The sequence below is a fragment of the Mobilicoccus massiliensis genome, from assembly GCF_000826525.2.
In the GTDB taxonomy this organism is placed as follows: domain Bacteria; phylum Actinomycetota; class Actinomycetes; order Actinomycetales; family Dermatophilaceae; genus Mobilicoccus; species Mobilicoccus massiliensis.
The window spans coordinates 247,471-266,241 of the sequence record NZ_LN651326.1; the positions used below are offsets into that span (position 1 = coordinate 247,471).

The 18,771-nt window shown below is 72.1% G+C and carries 16 protein-coding genes and 1 riboswitch; of the genes, 7 read left to right on the forward strand and 9 right to left on the reverse strand.

Annotated features, from left to right (window positions below; all coding sequences use genetic code 11):
• Window positions 1-155: 155 nt before the first annotated feature.
• The 3 genes from BN1197_RS03730 to BN1197_RS03740 are packed head-to-tail and all read right to left on the reverse strand — an operon-like array spanning window position 156 to window position 3,117.
• Window positions 156-857 carry an energy-coupling factor transporter transmembrane component T family protein gene (locus BN1197_RS03730; protein WP_040156240.1) on the reverse strand — a complete coding sequence of 234 codons (702 nt, stop codon included), beginning with the start codon at window positions 855-857 and terminating at the stop codon, window positions 156-158.
• Window positions 854-2,446, reverse strand: coding sequence for an ATP-binding cassette domain-containing protein (locus BN1197_RS03735; protein WP_040156242.1), 1,593 nt, complete (start codon window positions 2,444-2,446; stop codon window positions 854-856). The genes BN1197_RS03730 and BN1197_RS03735 overlap by 4 nt, the downstream gene beginning before the upstream one ends.
• Complete coding sequence (locus BN1197_RS03740) at window positions 2,443-3,117, reverse strand: ECF transporter S component (RefSeq protein WP_040156244.1); 675 nt, start codon at window positions 3,115-3,117, stop codon at window positions 2,443-2,445. The genes BN1197_RS03735 and BN1197_RS03740 overlap by 4 nt, the downstream gene beginning before the upstream one ends.
• A gap of 58 nt (window positions 3,118-3,175) precedes the next feature.
• Window positions 3,176-3,279: riboswitch (TPP riboswitch) on the reverse strand.
• A 173-nt stretch (window positions 3,280-3,452) separates the two neighbouring features.
• On the opposite strand from BN1197_RS03740, the gene BN1197_RS03745 reads away from it, so the two are divergent.
• From BN1197_RS03745 to BN1197_RS03755, 3 genes are all read left to right on the forward strand, one after another.
• The gene (locus tag BN1197_RS03745; RefSeq protein ID WP_040156246.1) at window positions 3,453-3,731 is read left to right on the forward strand and encodes a DUF4235 domain-containing protein; all 279 of its coding nucleotides are present in this window, start codon (window positions 3,453-3,455) and stop codon (window positions 3,729-3,731) included.
• A 1-nt stretch (window position 3,732) separates the two neighbouring features.
• Window positions 3,733-4,287: a gamma carbonic anhydrase family protein gene (locus BN1197_RS03750; RefSeq protein ID WP_040156249.1), complete on the forward strand. Its 555-nt coding sequence runs from the start codon at window positions 3,733-3,735 to the stop codon at window positions 4,285-4,287.
• A 186-nt stretch (window positions 4,288-4,473) separates the two neighbouring features.
• Window positions 4,474-5,181: a Type 1 glutamine amidotransferase-like domain-containing protein gene (locus tag BN1197_RS03755; RefSeq protein ID WP_040156252.1), complete on the forward strand. Its 708-nt coding sequence runs from the start codon at window positions 4,474-4,476 to the stop codon at window positions 5,179-5,181.
• Window positions 5,182-5,706: 525 nt separating this feature from the next.
• Here the strand turns inward: BN1197_RS03755 and BN1197_RS03760 are convergent.
• Entirely contained in the window at window positions 5,707-8,190 is a 2,484-nt protein-coding gene (locus BN1197_RS03760; RefSeq protein ID WP_052465952.1) for an ABC transporter permease, read from the reverse strand.
• A gap of 1 nt (window position 8,191) precedes the next feature.
• The gene (locus BN1197_RS03765; RefSeq protein WP_052465953.1) at window positions 8,192-8,962 is read right to left on the reverse strand and encodes an ABC transporter ATP-binding protein; all 771 of its coding nucleotides are present in this window, start codon (window positions 8,960-8,962) and stop codon (window positions 8,192-8,194) included.
• 274 nt (window positions 8,963-9,236) lie between these two features.
• Between BN1197_RS03765 and BN1197_RS03770 the strand changes: the two genes are divergently transcribed.
• Both BN1197_RS03770 and BN1197_RS03775 read left to right on the forward strand, forming a co-directional pair.
• Window positions 9,237-9,941, forward strand: coding sequence for a polysaccharide deacetylase family protein (locus tag BN1197_RS03770; RefSeq protein ID WP_245851813.1), 705 nt, complete (start codon window positions 9,237-9,239; stop codon window positions 9,939-9,941).
• Window positions 9,942-10,042: 101 nt separating this feature from the next.
• A complete protein-coding gene (locus BN1197_RS03775) occupies window positions 10,043-10,957 on the forward strand; it encodes a polysaccharide deacetylase family protein (RefSeq protein WP_082043598.1) in 915 nt (304 codons plus the stop codon).
• Here the strand turns inward: BN1197_RS03775 and BN1197_RS03780 are convergent.
• Together BN1197_RS03780 and BN1197_RS03785 are read right to left on the reverse strand one after the other, a co-directional pair.
• Complete coding sequence (locus BN1197_RS03780; RefSeq protein WP_040156254.1) at window positions 10,924-11,496, reverse strand: hypothetical protein; 573 nt, start codon at window positions 11,494-11,496, stop codon at window positions 10,924-10,926. The two genes, BN1197_RS03775 and BN1197_RS03780, sit on opposite strands and share 34 nt — an antisense overlap.
• Window positions 11,497-11,647: 151 nt before the next feature.
• Window positions 11,648-13,918, reverse strand: coding sequence for a catalase (locus BN1197_RS03785; protein ID WP_082043624.1), 2,271 nt, complete (start codon window positions 13,916-13,918; stop codon window positions 11,648-11,650).
• A 319-nt stretch (window positions 13,919-14,237) separates the two neighbouring features.
• Here BN1197_RS03785 and BN1197_RS03790 point away from each other — a divergent pair, with 319 nt between their 5' ends.
• Window positions 14,238-15,893, forward strand: a complete 1,656-nt coding sequence (locus BN1197_RS03790) for a phytoene desaturase family protein (RefSeq protein WP_052465954.1) — start codon at window positions 14,238-14,240, stop codon at window positions 15,891-15,893.
• A gap of 71 nt (window positions 15,894-15,964) precedes the next feature.
• Here BN1197_RS03790 and BN1197_RS03795 read toward each other — a convergent pair whose 3' ends face one another.
• Window positions 15,965-16,405 (reverse strand): SRPBCC family protein, encoded by a 441-nt coding sequence (locus BN1197_RS03795; protein ID WP_040156255.1) that lies wholly within the window; start codon window positions 16,403-16,405, stop codon window positions 15,965-15,967.
• Window positions 16,406-16,603: 198 nt separating this feature from the next.
• Here BN1197_RS03795 and BN1197_RS03800 point away from each other — a divergent pair, with 198 nt between their 5' ends.
• On the forward strand, window positions 16,604-18,010 hold the full coding sequence (locus tag BN1197_RS03800) for an AI-2E family transporter (RefSeq protein WP_040156256.1): 1,407 nt from the start codon (window positions 16,604-16,606) through the stop codon (window positions 18,008-18,010).
• An 86-nt stretch (window positions 18,011-18,096) separates the two neighbouring features.
• Here the strand turns inward: BN1197_RS03800 and BN1197_RS03805 are convergent, their stop codons facing one another.
• The gene (locus BN1197_RS03805) at window positions 18,097-18,765 is read right to left on the reverse strand and encodes a response regulator transcription factor (protein WP_040156258.1); all 669 of its coding nucleotides are present in this window, start codon (window positions 18,763-18,765) and stop codon (window positions 18,097-18,099) included.
• Window positions 18,766-18,771 lie beyond the last annotated feature (6 nt).

Below are 18,771 nucleotides of genomic sequence, written 5' to 3' on the forward strand. Positions count from 1 at the left end.
ATCGTGCACCTCACCATCTCGTCGACGACTGTCGTCGTCGCGGGGTCTTGGTGACGGCCTCGGCCCGGGCCACGATGATCCGCGGAGAGGGACGACGTGGATCGGTGCGGGAGGATTCGGCGACAGCCGATCGGCGCAGACGGTTGCGCAGGCCGTCAGCGCATGATCGAGACGAGCGCCGGAGTGGCCGCGAGCAGGACGGCGAGGACGAGCAGCGCCGTGTCGGGGCGTGTCCACGGCGCCGGTTCGGCCCAGGTGCGGCGCCCCGGGGCGGAGTAGCCGCGGGCCTGCATCGCGACGGTCATCTGCGCGGCGCGGCGCACGGCCTCGACGAGCAGCGCGAGGGCGAGCGACGCCGTGTGCCTGACGCGGGAGATGGGCCCACGGCCTGGTCCGAGTCCGCGGGCGCGGCGAGCACGATCGAGGGTGTTCCAGTCGTCGGCGAAGGAGTCGAGTTGTTGCAGCGCTGCGACGCCTGCGAGCACCGGGCGTGCGGGCAGCCGCAGCCGCTGGCCGAGGTGGTCGCCGAACGTGAACGGGTCGATGTACGAGACGAGCACGAGCCCCGGCAGCACGAAGAACGCGACCCGCCCGGCCGCGAAGGCCGCGACCTCGAGGGAACGGGGATCGGCGAGCAGCCAGTTCGACCACGCGAGCGAGGCCACCGCGATGAGCCCGGGCACCTGACGGATCAGCGGGTAACCGGTGCGCATCGCGAGCACGACGAACACGGGCACCTCTACCGCGAGACCGACGAGGAGGCCCTGGAAGGTCGGCGCGGTGAGTCCGCCGACGGCGAGAACGAACCCCGCCGCCAGCAGTGACAACGGCCCGCACCGGCGCAGCATCCCGATCATGCGGTCACCGACCCCACGAGCCGGCCCGCTTCGAGGGTGTGGGTGGCATCGGCGTGGCGCGCGAGCGCGTCGTCGTGGGTGCTGACGAGCACGGCGGAACCGGCGCGCACGCTCGCGGCGCAGACTCCGGCGACGGCGGCCCAGGTGTGCCGGTCCTGACCGACGCTCGGCTCGTCGAGGGCAAGCAGCGCCGGCCCGTGAACGAGCGCGGCGGCGAGCGCGAGGCGGCGAAGCTGCCCGCCGGAGAGGGTGTAGGGGTTGCGCTCCTCGAGCCCGCTCAGGTGCAACTGCGTGGCGAGGGACTCGGCCCGCGAACGGGCTTCGCCCTCCGGATCACCGAGAGCGCGACACGTGGCGAGGAGACAGTCGAGCACGGTGCGACCGACGATCGCCAGCGACGCCTGCTGCGGCACCCACGCGCCGCGTTCGGCGAGTTGAGGGGACGTCCACCGCCCCGGCGCCGAGCCGGCTCCCTCTGCGAGCGCAGGTGCGGCGACGACCCGTCCCGACGTGGGCCGGTCGAGTCCGATCGCGACACCGAGCAGCGAGGACTTGCCGGCACCGCTGCGACCGCGCAGGACGGTCATCGTCGCCGCGTCGACGGCGAGGTCGACGTCGCTGAGCGCAGACACGGGCGGCTGCCGGCGCGAGACCGCGAGGCCGCGGCGTGGGGTGCGCACGAGCCCGACATCGGTGCACGTGAGTGCCGGCTCCGAGGCTGCGACGGCCAGACGCGGGGGCGGCACCGTGACCTCGTCGGGCCGGGGCGCGGGCTCGCCGGGCAGCCAGATGCCGGCCGCGAGCAACTCGTCACGGTTGGTCGACAGCACGCGCTCCGGACGACCGTCGGCGATGACGACCCCCTGCTCGCCGAGGACGACGAGACGGTCGATGAGGTCGAGCCGCTCCGGGACGAAGGCGCGGGTCGGCTCATTCGTTCCCGATGTCGCGTGGCCCGGCTCCCCCAGCCACCGGTCCAGCCGGTGCTCGACGACGACGAGAGCGACGCGCCGATCGGCGACGACCCGGGCGACGGCCTCGCGCACGTCGGCGGCGGACTCGTCGTCGAGCATCGCCGTGGGCTCGTCGAGCAGCAGCACTCGCGGGTGCATCGCGAGGACGCCCGCGAGGGCGAGGCGTTGGGTCTCGCCGCCGGAGAGCGCGGAGGTGCGGTGTTCGGTGTCGTACGGAAACCCCACGGCGGCAAGGGCATCGGCGACGCGCTCGTGAATCCGTCCGCGCGGGACGCCGAGGTTCTCCGGCCCGAACGCGACGTCACGGCCCACCCGCCCGGCGACGAGCGAGGACTGCGGATCCTGCAACAGCAGGCCGACCCGCCCGTCCCCGGGGCGCAACGGTTCACCGTCGACGTGCACCTCGCCCGTGAGGTCACCGGCCTCCGCCTCACCGAGCACCCCGGCCAGCGCGCGCAGCAGCGTCGACTTGCCGGCGCCACTCGCGCCCACGAGCAGCACCCGTTCGCCCGGCTCGATCCGCAGCTCCGCGCCGTCGAGGACCGGGGTGCGCCGGCCGAGTGGGATCCACGTGACGCCGCGGGCCTCCAGCGCAGGGTGCGCGCCGCTGCTCACCCGCGCGGGGCTCGGTGCGGCCCGACGAGGTACTCCTCGCCGGGCGGGAAGTGCGAGATCGCACCGCTGGCGGCGAGCGCCTTGACGAGGGCGAGCCCGCCCAGACCGGCGACGACGATGCCCGACAGCACGCCGGCACCGAGGTAGACGAGCTTCCACGCCCACGAGTACTCCGGCACGTAGGCCCACCATTCGTAGATCACGATCTCGAACACCGCCGCGAGCGCGCCACCGAGCACGGCCGTCATGGCGCCGTGCCGGCGCCAACGCCATAGCGCGGCCGCGACCTCGACGCCGAGAGCCTGCAACAACCCCGAGAGCAGCACCATCGCCCCCCACTGGTTTCCGAGCAGCATCTCGACGTTGGCGGCGACCATCTCGCAGAGCAGCGCGGCACCCGGGCGGCGGACGAGCAGCGCACCGACGACGGCCGGCAGCAGCCACACACCGAGCATGAGCTCCTGCGCCGGCGGAAAACCGGCGAGCGCGATCTTGAGCGGCTCGTAGAGGAACACGTCGAATCCCCAGAACACGACACCGAGGGCGACGCCGAGCACGGCGAGCGTGACGAGGTCGACGGCGCGCCAGGCGAAGGGGCCACCCTTGGCCTGGCGACGACCCGGCCGCGTGAGCCCCTGGAGGTCGGCGATGTCGTTGCGCGGTGCGGTCATTGGAACTCCCGTGGTCGGCCGTCGATGCGGTCACCTCGCACAGGGGTGGACACATGGGTACCCGAGAAGCTCGACTCCCTACGCCGGTGTGAACCGGATCAGGTTCGAGGGTCTGCGGACGAACCGCACTCTCAGCGCCGGGGCGCTCCCCTGTCGAAGTGCCGCCACTGTAGCGCGTCGGGCCTGGTGACGGCGCGTCGGCGACCGGCGCGCGATCTCCGGTGGGCGGCCGGGCGCCCGATCGTCGACGACCGGCAGGGGCGCGGGAGAAGCGTCAGCGCCCCGAGGCGGCTCAGCCGTCGCCGAGATGCTCCACGCCTGGCAGACTGCCTCCCATGGGTGAAAAGGTGTTCAAGATCCTGGGAACGGCCGCGGCCGTCGGCGCCGGTGTTCTCGCGAAGAAGATCTCCGAGGGCGGCTGGAAGGCCGTGATGGCGAGCGATCCGCCCGCCAACCCCGAGGACCCCGACACGAAGATGTACGAGGCCATCCTCTGGGCCGCGTTCTCGGGTGCGGTCATCGCGCTTGCTCGCATGCTCGCCACGCGCCAGTGGACGAAGTACTACGCGAAGTCCACGGGTCGCAAGCCCGCCAACCCCAACGACGTCAGCTGACGTGCGGGTCGCACTCGACGAGACGGCTCCGGTCGTCGCCGAGGACGCGTGGTGCGCACCGACCTCGGTGATCGTCGGCGCGGTGAGCATCGCCTCGCAGGCGAGCCTCTGGTTCGGCACGGTCGCGCGCGGTGACGGTGACGAGATCCGCGTCGGGGCCCGCAGCAACGTCCAGGACAACGCGGTGCTGCACACCGATCCCGGATTTGCGTGCGTGCTCGGCGAGGACGTCACCGTCGGCCACGCCGCGGTCGTCCACGGCTGCACGATCGAGGACCGGGTCATCGTCGGCATGGGGGCCACGGTGATGAACGGCGCCCGCGTGGGCTCCGACTCCATCGTCGCCGCCGGCACCCTCGTCTCCGAGGGCGTCGAGATCCCGCCGCGCTCCCTCGTCATGGGCGTCCCCGGCAAGGTGCGCCGCGAACTCACCGACGACGAACTCGCCAAGGTGACCCGCAACGCTCAGATCTACGTCGACAAGGCCCGGCGCTACGCGACGTCCGCGAGAGTGCTGGATGCGCCCGGCGCGTCGGGCGGGACTCCGCGCCCCTGACCCGATCCGAGTCATCCGAACCGGTAAGAGAGGCCCCTCTCGACATCGGCGGCCAACGTCCCTGAGTGGGCTCCTTCCGGCTGCGGGAGGTGCCCACTCTCGCGTCCACCCGGTGCGACGAGAACCACACGTGGCGCGGGACCTTCTCCCCCACCGCACCGGCGATTTGCGGACTACCGTCGTGCTATGACCACTCACATCGTCGCCCTGGGCGGTGGCGGCTTCTCCTCCTCGGAGGGCTTCCGGCCCACCAGCCTCGACCGGTACATCATGTCCCTCACCGACGCGACCAACCCCCTGGTCTGCTTCGTGCCGACCGCCTCGGCGGACGACGGTCTGTACGTCTCACGGTTCATCAACGCCTACAGCTCCAAGGTGCGCACGAGCGTCCTCACGCTGTGGAGCGGCGCGGCCGATGCCATCGACCGCATGGACGAGGTCGACGTGTTCCTCGTCGGCGGCGGCAACACCCTCAACACCCTCGCCCTCTGGGGCGCGCACGGCATCGGGCAGCGGTTCCGCTCGTACGCCCAGGACTCGAGCCGCGATGTGGTCCTCGCCGGGGTGAGCGCCGGCGGCGCCGTCTGGCACGAGGGATGCACCACCGACGCCTCCGGCCGCGGCATCACCCCACTGTCGCTCGGGCTCGGGCTCGTGCCCGGCAGCTTCTGCCCGCACTACGACTCCGAGGCCGACCGCGCGCCGCAGTACAAGGAGTTCATCGACACCAACCAGCTTCCGGGCGGATACGGCGTCGACGACGGCGCGGCGCTGCACTACATCGACGGGCAGCTCGAGGCATGCGTCGCCGAACGCGCCGGCGCCCAGGTGCACCGACTCGAACAGCACGAGAACGGCGTCTCCGTCACCGACCTCGACACCCGCCTCCTCTGACGCCTCCGAGACAGCCGCCGAACCCCCACGAGACCGCAAACTCCCGCTCAAACAGGCGGTTCCACCCCCCGGCATAAGCCGAAACCCGCCGGAACCCGCCGACACCCGGCCTCCCCCGCGGGTGAAACCGCCTGTCCGAGCGGTCTCATCCGCGCCAAACCGCCTGGCCGAGCACCCACGAAACCGCACACTCCCACTCAAACAGGCGGTTCCACCCCAGGCACGAGCCAGAGTCCGTCGGCACTCGCCCACACCCGGCCTCCCCGCGGACGAAACCGCCCGTCCCATCGCTCTCCCGGCCGAAACCGCCTGTTCGAGCGGACTCTCCGGCGCCAAACCGCCTGTCTGAGCACCCACGACACCCCAAACGCCCGCTCGAACATGCGGTTCCACCCACGGCACGAGCCGGAATCCGTCGGCACTCCCGCTCACGCGGGTGAAACCGCCTGTCCGAGCGGCCTTCCCCGCGCCAAACCGCCTGTCCGGGCGGTCTTTCCGGGCCGAACCGCCTGTTCGGGCGCGTCGTCACTCGGAGGCGAGACCCTGGGCCGGGGCGATGGTCGCGGCACGGCGGGCCGGGAGGACCGAGGCGAGGAGTCCGGCGCCGAGAGCGACCGCCGCGATGAGGGCGATGCGCGGCCACGGGACGACAAGTGGCACGCCGTCGTTCGGGATGTCACCGAAGAGCGTCGTGATCCCGGCCCAGCCGTAGCCGATGCCCAGGGCGACGCCGATGACGACGGCCACCGCCGAGACCACGACGGCCTCGACCGCGAGCATCCCCCGCAACTGACCGGCGGTGAGGCCGAGAGCACGCAACAGTGCCGACTCCCGCGTGCGTTCGAGCACGGAGAGGCCGAGCGTGTTGCCCACTCCGACGAGCGCGATGAGCACGGCCACGGCGAGCAACGCGATCGCGACGAGGAGCACGGCGTCGACGGCGCGATCGATCTCGGCACGCTGCTGCGCCCCGCTCGTGATCTGCCCACCCTCCATCCCGGCGGCCGCCGTGTTGAGGGCCGCCGCCACGTCGGCGGGATCGGCGTCGTCGCCGAAGCGCAGCCACAGGGTGGTCGACCACTCATGCGACTTCGGAACGTCGCCGACGAGGACGACCGGACCACCCACACCGGTCACGCGCGCCGTCGCCCGACCCCAGGGCAACGTGACGGTGCCCCCGTCACCGATGCCCAGCATGCCGGCCGTGCCACGGTCGAGGAGCACGACTCCCGGGGCGAGGCCGTCGAGCATCCGCGGCGCGCGTACCACCGCGTGAACCGAGTCGTCGACGGCTGTGATCGTGGTCTCGCTCCCGCCGTCGCGGTCGGAGCCGACGAGCGAGACTCCGTCGCGGGTGCGCACCTGCGCGGCCGCGGCCACGCCTTCGGTGGCGCTCAGTCGCCGTACCTGCTCCGGCGTGAGCCCGGCGCCCGGGCCGAAGACCGAGGCGGTGGCGTCGACGGGGAGCTGGCTCGAGATCTCGTCGGCGACGACCTGCCGGGCGATCGTCGCGCCGACGGTCATCATCGTGATGAGCGTGACGCCCACCAGCAGGGCCGATGTCGTCGCTGCGGCCCGCTGTGGGTTCCGGCGGGCGTTCTCGACCGCGAGCACGCCCGGGGCGCCGACGACGCGCCGGGCGAGGCCTCGAGCGCGACCGACCAACACGGGGACGAGGACCGGGCCGAGCGCGAGCACCCCGACGAACGAGAGGCACCCGCCGGCGATCCCGAACTCGAGTCGCCCGTCACGGACCCCGAGGGCGAGCAGCGCCCCTCCCGCGATCAGCACGGTCAGGCCGAGCACGACGCGAATCCCGCGCACCCGCCCGGTGGGCGGCAGCTCCGGACGCAACGCCGCCAGCGGCGACGTGCGGGTGGCGCGCACCGCGGGCATGAGCGCCGCGGCGAGCGTGAGCACCACCCCGACCCCCAGCGGGACGAGCACCGCCGTCGGTGTGATCTCGAGGCGGTCGATGCTCACGATGTCGCCCGCGTACCGATGAGCCGCCATGACCCCGAGTTGCCCGAGCACGAGGGCAACGAGGATCCCGGCCAGCGACGCGACGACACCGAGCAGGAGGGCCTCGACGAGCACCGCTCGGACGAGCTGACCCCGCCCGGCGCCGACGCAGCGCAGCAACGCGAGCTGCCGCTGCCGTTGGGCGAGCAGGATCCGGAACGTGTTGGAGACGACGATCATGCAGGTCATGAGGGCGACCGCCGCGAACACGAGCAGCACCTGGGCGAACACGTCGTGACCACCGGCGAGCTCCTGGACGCGGCGATCGACGTCGTCGCGGCCGGTCAGCACGACCAGCCCGGGATCGACGACCGCGGCGACGGCGTCGCGAACCTGCTCCGGAGTCGACCCGGGCGCGGCGACGACCCGCACCTCGGTGTAGCCGGCCTCCGGCCCGGCGACCGAGGCGATGGTGGCGTTCGTCGCGATCGCCGCAGGCATCGAGGCGGGAACCGCGATCTCCGGTCCGTGTTCGAACACCCCGACGACCGTGAGTCTCACCGGCGTTTGCGAACCTTGCGCCCCCGGCGTCTCCGGCATCCCCGGTGCGGTCACCGTGCGCCCGACCTCGGTCTGCAACGCGGCGAGGGCGTTCTCGTCCAGCGCGATCTCACCGTTGCCGCCCGGCTCCCGGCCGCGCACGTAGGTCCCGGCGCCCGGGGGCGGTGCCGTGGCGAGCATGACGAACGTGTCCTGCCCGAGCGCGAGCCCGGTCTGCATGACGGGCTCGACCGACGCGACTCCGGGCGCGTGCCGCACCTTCTCCACCTGGGCGTCGTCGATCTCACCGCCGCCGTCTCGCGGGAGGGACACGACGGTGGCGTAGTCGCCGACCGCGCCGGCGGCCTCCTGCTCGACACTCGCGGCGAGCGTCGCCGAGAGCAGCAGGGTGACGGCCAGGAACATGATGCCGAGTGCCACCGCCGATCCGGCCGAGAGGAGTCGTCGCCCCTGGCCGCGCAGACCCGCCCGTACCAGCGCACCCACGTCAGGCCCCCAGCTCGCGCAGGGCGTCGAGGACGGCGTCGCGGTCGGGATCACGCAGGTCACCGGCGATGCGGCCGTCGGAGAGGAGCACGACGCGGTCGGCGTACGCGGCGGCCGAGGGGTCGTGGGTGACCATGACGATCGACTGGCCGTACTCCCGGGCCGAGCGCTGGAGGAACGCGAGCAGATCGGCACCGGTGACCGAGTCGAGCGCCCCGGTCGGCTCGTCGGCGAACACGACGTCGGGCCGCGTGACGAGCGCCCGCGCCACCGCCACCCGCTGCTGCTGCCCACCGGAGAGCTCGCTCGGCCGATGCGTCAGCCGGTCGCCCAGACCGAGCACACCGACGACCTCGTCGTACCAGGCCGCGTCGGGCCGACTCCCGGCCAGCTGCAACGGCAGGAGGATGTTGTCGGCCGCGCTGAGCGTGGGCAGCAGGTTGAAGGACTGGAAGACGAATCCCACCCGGGTACGCCGAACCCGGGTGAGCGCCGCCTCGGAGAGGTCGGTGAGCTCGGTGTCGCCGAGCCACACCTGCCCGGAGGTCGGGGTATCGAGCCCGGCGAGCAGGTGCATGAGCGTCGACTTTCCCGAGCCCGACGGGCCCATGATCGCCGTGAAGGCCCCACGCTCCACGTCGAGGTCGACGCCGGCGAGCGCGGTGATCGTGGCTCCCTTCGTGCCATAGGTCCTCGTCAGGGCGCGGGCTCGGCACGCCGTGTCGCGGCCGAGGTCGTCGAGCCGGGTGAGGCTCGCGTCTGTGCTGGTCATCGTTCTCCTCTCGGATGACGACGACGCTATCGGCGGTTGACCTGCGCGCGGATCCTCCTGAGGTCTCGACCGGTCTCCGACTCAGGTCGCAGCAGCTCCACGGCGTCTCCGCCCACGCGGTCGCGCGCGTCGACGCTGGTTCCACCCCCCTCTCCCCCGGTCCGCCGCGCCCCCACGGGCTGCGACAGGATGAGGTCGGACGCCCGACCCGAACCGACCGAAGGGGGACGACATGTCATCGGCGAGGCGAATCGCCGTCACCATCTCCGCACTCGTGACCGCGACCGCGACCACGATCGCTCCTGCCGTGGGCGCGACACCCGCATCCGCGACACCGGCGAGCGCGACGACGGCGGCAGCCGCGCCCACAGCCTCCAAACCTCGGCCGGCGAAGAAGCGCGCCGCGCCCAAGGTCGCCTACCTCACGTTCGACGACGGGCCCACGGCGACCTACACCCCTCAGGTCCTCGCCGTGCTCGACCGGTACGACGCCAAGGCCACGTTCTTCATGATCGGCCGACAGGCGGCGGCGCGCCCCGAACTCGTCGAGCAGGTGCGCCAACGTGGCCACGTCATCGGCAACCACACGTGGGACCACCCGAACCTCGTCCCCCTCCCCGCGGCGGAGATCTCGGCGCAGGTGACGCGCACGAACGCGACCGTCCAGCGGATGACCGGACGACGAGTCACGTGCCTGCGACCGCCCGGCGGCGGGACGAGCCCACGCGTCCAGAAGCTCGCGCACCGGCACCGCCTCGAGGTCGTGTTGTGGAACGTCGACACCCGCGACTGGACCCGGCCGGGCGCGGCCGCGATCCAGCGGGCGGCGACGGCGAATCCTCACGGCGGAGGGCCGCGGCTCATCCTCATGCATGACGGCGGAGGCGACCGCAGCCAGAGCGTCGCCGCGCTGCCGGGGGTGCTCTCCACGCTGAAGAAGCAGGGATACCGCTTCGAAACCCTCCCGGCCTGCCGATGAGGCCGGTGGTGAGTTTCTCTCACCACCAGTGACTCTCAGGTTCTCGGCGATTCGGGCACCGCGGGGCGACCGCGGCCGACGCCCGACTCGAAGGGATTGGCATGCCGTCGGTGCGCTCGATCGCCGCATTGACGCTCGGCGTGCTCGCCGCGGGTGTCATCGCCTCCGGCCCCTTCGGATGGTGGAGCACCGCGCTCGACGCCCAGGCGTACTCGATCCCGACGCCGTCGGAGCTGCTCGGAACCGCGCCGGCCGCTCCGACACCGTCCGCTCCCGTGCCGCCCGCCGAGACGTGGACCGTGCGCGCCGAGCCGCAGGCCGTCCCCTCCTCGAGCGCCTCGACCACAACGGCGCCCACCGCGAATCCCGTTGCCACCCCGTCGGCGTCGCCGACGACCGCTGCGGGTACCCGCGCGGCGAGCGACTCGGGCGCGCCTCTGCCCTCGAGCTCGAAGGTCGTCTATCTCACGATCGACGACGGTCCTGATCCGCGGTACACGCCTCAGGTTCTCCGGATCCTCGACGCGTACGGCGCCAAGGCGACGTTCTTCATGGTCGGGCAGGAGGCGGCGCGTCACCCCGCCCTCCTCCGTCGGGTGCGAGCGGCGGGTCACGCGATCGGCAACCACACGTACACCCACCCGTGGCTGGCCGAGCTTCCCGAGGCGCAGGCACGCGCGGAGGTCGACCGGACGAACCGCGTCCTCGGCGGAGAGGTTCGGTGTCTTCGTGCGCCCGGCGGCCTCGAGGGCGGTCCGGTCAAGAAGATCGCGCACGAGTTCGACCTCGCCCTCACCGACTGGACCGTCGACACCTCCGACTGGCGCCGACCCGGCACGAACGCGATCGTCACCTCCGCGCTCGGGGCCCCGGCCGGCGGCGGCGCCGCCCCCAAGGTCGTCCTCATGCACGACGGCGGCGGCGACCGCAGCCAGAGCGTCGCCGCCCTTCCGGCGATCCTGCAGAAGCTCGGCGACGCGGGCTACACCTTCGAGGCCCTGCCCACCTGCTCCTGACCCGGGCCGACGAGCGCCCCCGCGACGAGCAACCACACCGGCAGGCCGGTGAAGACGCACGCGATCATCCACACGGCGAACGCCGTGACCACGGCGGCGACCAACGGGGAGCCGTCGGACCCGAGGAGCGCCGCGGAGGACGTGGGATCGACGATCCACCCGATCGCCGCCGACGCGAGCGCGAGTACGAACGCCGTGGCCAGTCCGACGCCGGCGTGTGCGCCCGCGAAGATCCACCGTCGTTCGCGTGCCGCCGCCCATCGCCGTCCTCGCCCGCCGCGGTAGAGCGTCGTCACGCCCACCGGAGTGAGCACGACGAACCCGACGAGCCACGCCGGGGGCGGCAACGTTCGCCAGTCGATCTCGGCGAAGCCGCCGCCGATGACGAGGACGAGCACCGACGCCGCCATCGCAACGAGGGTCGCGACGAGCGACCGCGCGAACACCGCACGGAGATCGACGGAGTTCGCGATCGCGTCGAACCCGCGGCCTCGCCCTGGCGTGGCCCCGTCATGACCCGGCCGCGACACCCTCTCCATGTCTTCAGCATCTCCCACGTCGTGGAGCAGCCGCGGCCGGACAGGACGAGACACGACGAGACGACGGACGGGACGAAACACGACGAGACACGGCGCGCCCCCGCGACGCGGGATGCGTGCGGGGACGGACGCCGGCTCGGGTCGGGTGGGGTCACTGCTGGGGCGTGAACCGCTCCCAGACGCGGTGGGTGGCGAGCAGCGCCTCGAGTGCGCCGATCGCGTTCTTCGGGTCGTCGGCGTGGACGACGCCGGGGGCGTCGGTCGAGATCCCGGCCGCGGCGAGCGCGATCTCGCCGCCCGGCAGGTAGCCGATGGCCTTGCAGTGCCGGTACATCTCGTCGAGCAGCAGGACGAGGCGCGGGTCGACCTGCGCCGCCGGATCCGAACTCGACGCGCTGCTGACGTCGCTCGCCTTCGCGTCGAGGTCGGAACGGGCATCGGGGGCGGGAGCGATGCTCGAGACGAGCAGCACGGCGTCGTACTCGATCGAGCGCGTCGTCAACAGGGTCCGGTCGATCGTCGGCCCGCTCTCGCCACCGAGGTGGCCACCGTGGGCCGCGAGGACGAACGGCGTCATGCCCGCCTTCTCGACCGCCTTCTGCGCGGCCTCGACAGCCGCGATGTCGGCGTCGTCGTCGGCGACGATGCCGACCTTGCGGGCCGCCACCGGCCAGCTCGCTCCCGGCTTGACCTGCGACAGCGCGGGGCTGGCCGTGACCTCCGGCACGCTCGTCGAGGGCTCGGGCACCGGCAGCCCGAGACCGGTCGCCACGGTCTGCGCGAGACCGGCGTCGATCGCCGCGAGGTGAGCGAGCTGGCGCTCACGGATCGGCGTCTCGTAGCACTTGCCCAACTCGAACGTGTACGCCGCGGCGAGGTGATCCTGCTCGACCGGGGTGAGGCTGCGGTAGAACATCCGCGCCTGGCTGAAGTGGTCGTCGAACGACTCGGGGGCCTCCCGCGTCTTGTGACCGCTCACCGGCGTCGCCACCTCGACGAACGGACGCTCCTGCGCCGGGGTCTCGGCCGGGTTGCCCTGGTCGAGGGAGTTGGGTCGGTAGGGGGCCACCCCGGTGTGGACGGCGTCCTGGTGCCAGCCGTCGCGCAGCATGTCGTTGACCGGCGCGTGGGTCCGGTTGATCGGGATCTGCTGCCAGTTGGGCCCCGCGAGACGCGTGATCTGCGTGTCGACGTAGCTGAACAGGCGCGCCTGCAGCAGCGGGTCGTTGGTCACGTCGATGCCGGGCACGAGGTGGCCGGGGTTGAACGCCACCTGCTCGGTCTCGGCGAAGTAGTTCGTCGGGTTGGCGTTGAGCACCATCTTGCCGATGGGCTGCACCGGGCACAGTTCCTCCGGCACGATCTTGGTGGGGTCGAGCAGGTCGATGCCCTCGAACATCTCGTCCTCGGTGTCGGGCATGACCTGCACGCCGAGCTCCCATTCGGGGAAGGCGCCGGCCTCGATCGCGTCGGCGAGGTCGCGCCGGTGGAAGTCCGGGTCGTTGCCTGCCGTGAGCTGCGCCTCCTCCCAAACCTGGGAGTGCACGCCGGCCGCGGGCTTCCAGTGGAACTTGACGAGATGGGTCTCACCGGCGGCGTTGGTGAGCCGGAACGTGTGGACGCCGAAGCCCTCCATCGCGCGGAACGAGGCGGGGATACCGCGGTCCGACATGTTCCACATCGTGTGGTGCTGGGCCTCGGTGTGCAGCGAGACGAAGTCCCAGAACGTGTCGTGCGCGCTCTGGGCCTGCGGGATCTCGAGGTCGGGGTGCGGCTTGACCGAGTGCACGACGTCGGGGAACTTGATGCCGTCCTGGATGAAGAACACCGGGATGTTGTTGCCGACGAGGTCGTAGACGCCCTCGGAGGTGTAGAACTTCGTCGCGAAACCGCGGGTGTCGCGCACCGTGTCGGCCGAGCCCCGCGAGCCCGCGACCGTCGAGAACCGCACGTACACCGGGGTCTTCACGTCCTTGGCGAGGAACGCCGCGCTCGTGATGTTCTCGGCCGTGCCGTACGAGGTGAACTCACCGTGCGCTCCGGCGCCGCGGGCGTGGACGACGCGCTCGGGAATGCGCTCGTGGTCGAAGTGGGTGATCTTCTCGCGCAGATGGTGATCCTGCAGCAGCGTCGGGCCACGGCGGCCCGCCTTGAGCGAGTGGTCGGAGTCGCGCAGGCGCGTGCCTCCGCTCGTCGTGAGGAACTCCCCCGCCTGACCGCGGCCCGGGCCGGAGAACGGGCAGCCGCCGGCCGTGACCTGCGCCGGGGCCCCCTGGTCGGGGCGCGGTGCCGGCGGGTCGGTGGGGGTGNCGGGCCACGGCGGCCCGCCTTGAGCGAGTGGTCGGAGTCGCGCAGGCGCGTGCCTCCGCTCGTCGTGAGGAACTCCCCCGCCTGACCGCGGCCCGGGCCGGAGAACGGGCAGCCGCCGGCCGTGACCTGCGCCGGGGCCCCCTGGTCGGGGCGCGGTGCCGGCGGGTCGGTGGGGGTGGTCGGCTCGTCGACGGGGGGCGGGGTCATGTCGCGCTTGCTCATGGAGTCCTCCTGGGTCCTGGGTGAGTCGAGGGCGGACGGTCACCCTCCTCCTACCCGAATCCAGACAAATTCATCCTGCCCCGCGCCCCGTGCACCCGCCCGACGCGTCGACAACGCTGGTTGTGCCGCCGGGGGCTGGGTAAGGCAGACAGGGAGACGACATCCCGGCGAGCACGGGCGGTGGGCAGCATCGCCCTCGAGGAGTTCTTATGAACCACAACGGCACCGACGCCCCGGCCACGCCCACCCGGGCCACCGAGACCGTCGACGCGGTGATCGTCGGAGCCGGGCATCACGGCCTCGTCGCCGCCGCCACGCTCGCCGACGCCGGCTGGGACGTGCTCGTCCTCGAAGAACGCGACGTCGTCGGCGGCGCGGTCGACTCGGTCGACGAGGACGGCTGGGTCATGGACGCGTTCAGCTCCTGCCACCCCCTCGCTCACGCCTCGCCCGTGCTGCGGGGTCTCGAGCTCGAGAATCACGGGCTGCAGTGGGCGCGGGCCGACACCCAGCTCGCCCACCTGTCGCGGCCCCGGGAGACGAGCGTTCCGGGCATCCTGCGCACGACCGAGCAGACCGCGGCGTTGCTCGCCGAGGAGGACCCCGCCGACGGCCGGGCGTGGACCCGCCTCGTCGACCGGTACGAGGAGATCAAGGAGCCGCTGCTTCGGGCGCTGCTCACCCGCTGGCCTCCGGTGGCCGACGCCGGCCGACTGCTCGCTCTCGTCGGCCTGCGCAATCTGCCCGACTTCCTGCGGTTCGCCCTGTTGCCGACGACCCGGATGGGCGAGGAGCTCTTCCGCGGCCGCGGTGGCCGCGAGATCCTCGCCGGCAACGCCATGCACGCGGACGCGCCGCCGACCTCGCCGGTCAGCGGGATCTACGGGTGGCTCATGTCGATGCTCGCCCAGGACGTCGGCTTTCCCTCACCTGTCGGCGGCACCCGGGAACTCGCGCGGGCTCTCGCACGCCGAGCGACCTCGGCGGGGGCCCGGATCGACGTCGGTGTTCTCGCCACCCGCATCGTCGTCCGCGACGGTCGGGCCCGTGGCGTCGAGACGGCCGACGGACGCCGCATCGCCGTGCGTCGTGCGGTCCTCGCCGACACGAGCGCCCCGGCCCTCTACGAGCAGTTGCTCGACGAGGACGACGTCCCCGCCGGTCTGCGCGCGCGGCTGCGCCACTTCGTCTGGGACCTGCCGACGGTCAAGCTCAACTACCGGCTCTCCGCCCCCATGCCGTGGACGGCACAACAGGCCCGTGGCGCCGGTGTCGTCCACATCGGACGCGACGTGCCCGGGATCGTGCGCTGGTCGGCCGAACTCGAGAGCGGCGTCGTGCCCGAGAGCCCGTTCGCGCTCATCGGGCAGATGACGAGCATCGACCCGAGCCGTTCGCCCGCCGGCACCGAGTCGATGTGGCTCTACACCCACCTGCCCCGTGGCCTCACCGACGACGGCGCCGCACGCCGGCTCACCGAGCACGTCGAGACCATGCTCGACGCGTACGCACCGCAGTGGCGTGATCTCGTCGTCGGCCGCTGGGTGCAGACGCCCGCCGGCCTGCAGGACTCCGATCGCAACCTCGGCGAGGGCGCGGTCGGCGGCGGCACCCAGCAACTCCTGCAGCAGGCGATCTGGCGCCCGGTGCCCGGACTCGGCGGCCCGTACACGCACGTGCGCGGTCTCTACCTCGGCAGCGCGGCGATCCACCCCGGAGGTGGGGTGCACGGCGCCGCCGGTCACCTCGCTGCCCGCGCCGCCCTGCTCGACTCCGGAGCCGGGCGTCTCGCCAACGCCGGTCGCGTCGCCGCGAACCGTGCGATCTATCGCAACCCCACCCCGCCCTGGGTCGGGCGCGGCTGAGCAAGCGGCCGACGGCCCCCGACCCAGGCACCTCGGTCAGGCACCTCGGTCAGGTCGATCAAGCGCCTCGATCAAGGTTGAGTGCGTCGCTCGGCGAGCAGCGACAGGCGCAGGAGCGTCTCCTTGTTGCGGGGCGCGAGGGCGGCCTGGCGAATCGGCTGCGGGGCGGAGGTGGCCGGTCCGGAGACGACGTCCTCCCACATCGCGATCCGCGTACCCGAACCGTCGGGGCGCAGCGTGATGTCGACGCGTGCCTGGCCGAACGGGCGCAGCCGCGCCTGCATGAGCACTCGGCGACCCGGCTCGGCCTCGATCACCTCGGTGTTGTCGTCGAGCACGGCCGGCCACGCGCCCACCGAATGGTGGATGCGGCTGCCCGCCGCCGGCCACTCCGGCTCGACCGCGCGGACCCGGGAGGCCCCCACGACCCAGGCGGCGAAGGTCCACCCGTCGGCGAGAACTCGCCAGACCTGCTCCGGCGTGGCGTAGGTGTGTCGTTCGATGGTGCCCATGGCTGCCCTTCCGGCCGTCTCGGTTCCGCAGCTCTCGCGAGTTCCCGCGGGTGCCACGACATGTCGTCAATGTCGTGGCACCTCCTGCCGTTACCCGGCCCGTCCCACGTCAATCGCCGACTCCGTCACCGGATCCGGCTTCACCCCCGGTCACGCCTGGTGTGCGCAGCGGTCGCGCTCGTGTGACACTCGGTCCCGATGAAGCTCTTCGGCCGGGGAAAAGACGCCCCTCACCACGACAGCCGCTCCCGCATCCGCCTACCCGCCCCGCGCGAGGTCGAGGTGGTCAGTGGCCCCAGCCCATTCGCCTACAGCGATCCCCGCCCGGCCGAGCCGGCGGTGCCGTTTGCACTCAAGGTCGCGGCCGGCATCGCATGGCGGATCGTCATCGTCGCGGTGGCCCTCTACGGTCTCGGCATCCTCATCGCGAAGACGAGCACCGTCGTCATCCCCGTGGCCGTGGCCCTGCTGCTCACCGCCCTCGTCATGCCGCTGGCCGTGTTCCTCAACCACCGACTGAAGTTCCCGCGGGCCCTGGCCGCCGCGACCACGCTGCTGCTCAGCATCGCGGTCGTCGTCGGACTGCTCACCCTCGCCGGCAACCAGGTCGTCATCGGCGTCCAGGGTCTCAGCGCGAGCGCGGGTCTCGGCCTCAACCAGATCCAGGAATGGCTGCGCAACGGCCCGTTCGGCGGGCAGATCGACCAGGCGATCAGCCAGGGCCGCACGTGGTTGGAGACCCACGCGGACAACCTCACGAGCGGAGCACTCTCGGCAGGCCAGACCGCCGGCAACATCGCCATCGGCACGATCATGTCGCTCTTCGCGATGTTCTTCTTCCTCTCCGACGGCGACCGCATGTGGGCGTGGTGCGTACGCCTCGCGCCCGCGCAGGTGCGCGGCCCCGTCCACCAGGCGGGTCGGCGAGCATGGGTGACCCTGAGCTCCTACGTCAAGACGCAGGTCATCGTCGCCGCGGTGGACGCCACGTTCATCGCTCTCGGTGCGTTCCTGCTCGGGTTGCCCCTCGTCATCCCCCTCGGCCTCATCGTGTTCTTCGCCTCGGCCATCCCGATCGTCGGCGCCGTGGCCTCGGGCGCGCTGGCCGTGCTGCTCGGCCTCGTCGTCAAGGGCCCGGTCGTCGCCCTCATCATGCTCGGCATCGTCATCGCCGTGCAGCAGATCGAGAGCAACCTCCTGCAGCCGATCCTCATGAGCAAGGCCGTCTCGCTCCACCCGCTCGTCACGCTGCTCGGCGTCGCCGCCGGCTCCTACCTCTTCGGCATCGTCGGCGCCCTGTTCGCCGTGCCGCTCATGGCGATCGTCAACACCGTCGTGCTCTACCTCAACGGTCACGACAAGTTCCCGATGCTCGGGGAGGACGCGTCGGTGTTGACCAACTCGGCCAAGGCACTGACCGGCGACAAGCACGCTCCCCACGACGAGGGCGGCACCGACGAGCCCGGGGAGAACGACAAGCGCCTCGGCGACGTCACCCCCGAGCGTTACGGCCGCGAACAGGCGCAGATGGACGCGACGATGGAGGAACGCGCCCGGCGCGAGCACGTCGAGAACGGCAAGGTCACCGGCGTCGACGAGGACTGAGCAGGCACCGACCGGCTCGACGTCCGACTCACCGCCGACTCGACGACGGAATCGACAGCCGATTCACCACGGCCTCGTCGTCCGATTCAGCGACCGATGCGCACGAGCCCGGTCTCGTAGGCGATGACGACCATCTGCACCCGGTCGCGCAGGTCGAGCTTGGCGAGGATGCGCCCGATGTGCGTCTTGACGGTCGCCTCGGCGAGGTAGAGGGTCGCGGCGATCTCGCCGTTGGTCAGTCCTTTGGCCACGGCCTCGAGCACCTCGCGCTCGCGGTCGGTGAGAACGTCGAGGCGGGCGTCCGCTCGCTCACCGGAGTCGGGCAGGCCGGGTACGACCCGCTCGAGCAGGCGTCGCGTCGTGCTCGGAGCGACGACCGCGTCACCACGGTGCACGGCCCGGATCGCGGTGAGCAGCTCCGCGGGACCGGCGTCCTTGAGCAGGAACGCCGCGGCGCCGGCCTTGAGCGCGGCGAACACGTACTCGTCGAGATCGAACGTCGTGAGCACGACGACGCGCGGCGCGTTCGGCAGGGCGCAGACGCGACGAGTGGCCTCGACGCCGTCGAGGCGCGGCATGCGGATGTCCATGAGCACGACGTCGACCTCGTGGGTCTTCGCGGCCTCGACCGCGACGAGGCCGTCGGAGGCCTCCGCGACGACGGTCATGTCGGCCGTGGCGTCGAGGACCATGCGGAACCCGGCGCGCACGAGTTCCTGGTCGTCGACGAGGAGCAGGCGGATCGGCTCGGTCATCGCATC

What these genes read in the sequence shown, in the direction of transcription:
- BN1197_RS03730 (WP_040156240.1), bottom strand. Translation starts at nt 857, where the DNA reads ATGATCGGGATGCTGCGCCGGTGCGGGCCGTTGTCACTGCTGGCGGCG.
- BN1197_RS03740 (WP_040156244.1), bottom strand. Translation starts at nt 3,117, where the DNA reads ATGACCGCACCGCGCAACGACATCGCCGACCTCCAGGGGCTCACGCGG.
- BN1197_RS03745 (WP_040156246.1), top strand. Translation starts at nt 3,453, where the DNA reads ATGGGTGAAAAGGTGTTCAAGATCCTGGGAACGGCCGCGGCCGTCGGC.
- BN1197_RS03755 (WP_040156252.1), top strand. Translation starts at nt 4,474, where the DNA reads ATGACCACTCACATCGTCGCCCTGGGCGGTGGCGGCTTCTCCTCCTCG.
- BN1197_RS03765 (WP_052465953.1), bottom strand. Translation starts at nt 8,962, where the DNA reads ATGACCAGCACAGACGCGAGCCTCACCCGGCTCGACGACCTCGGCCGC.
- BN1197_RS03775 (WP_082043598.1), top strand. Translation starts at nt 10,043, where the DNA reads ATGCCGTCGGTGCGCTCGATCGCCGCATTGACGCTCGGCGTGCTCGCC.
- BN1197_RS03780 (WP_040156254.1), bottom strand. Translation starts at nt 11,496, where the DNA reads ATGGAGAGGGTGTCGCGGCCGGGTCATGACGGGGCCACGCCAGGGCGA.
- BN1197_RS03790 (WP_052465954.1), top strand. Translation starts at nt 14,238, where the DNA reads ATGAACCACAACGGCACCGACGCCCCGGCCACGCCCACCCGGGCCACC.
- BN1197_RS03795 (WP_040156255.1), bottom strand. Translation starts at nt 16,405, where the DNA reads ATGGGCACCATCGAACGACACACCTACGCCACGCCGGAGCAGGTCTGG.
- BN1197_RS03800 (WP_040156256.1), top strand. Translation starts at nt 16,604, where the DNA reads ATGAAGCTCTTCGGCCGGGGAAAAGACGCCCCTCACCACGACAGCCGC.
- BN1197_RS03805 (WP_040156258.1), bottom strand. Translation starts at nt 18,765, where the DNA reads ATGACCGAGCCGATCCGCCTGCTCCTCGTCGACGACCAGGAACTCGTG.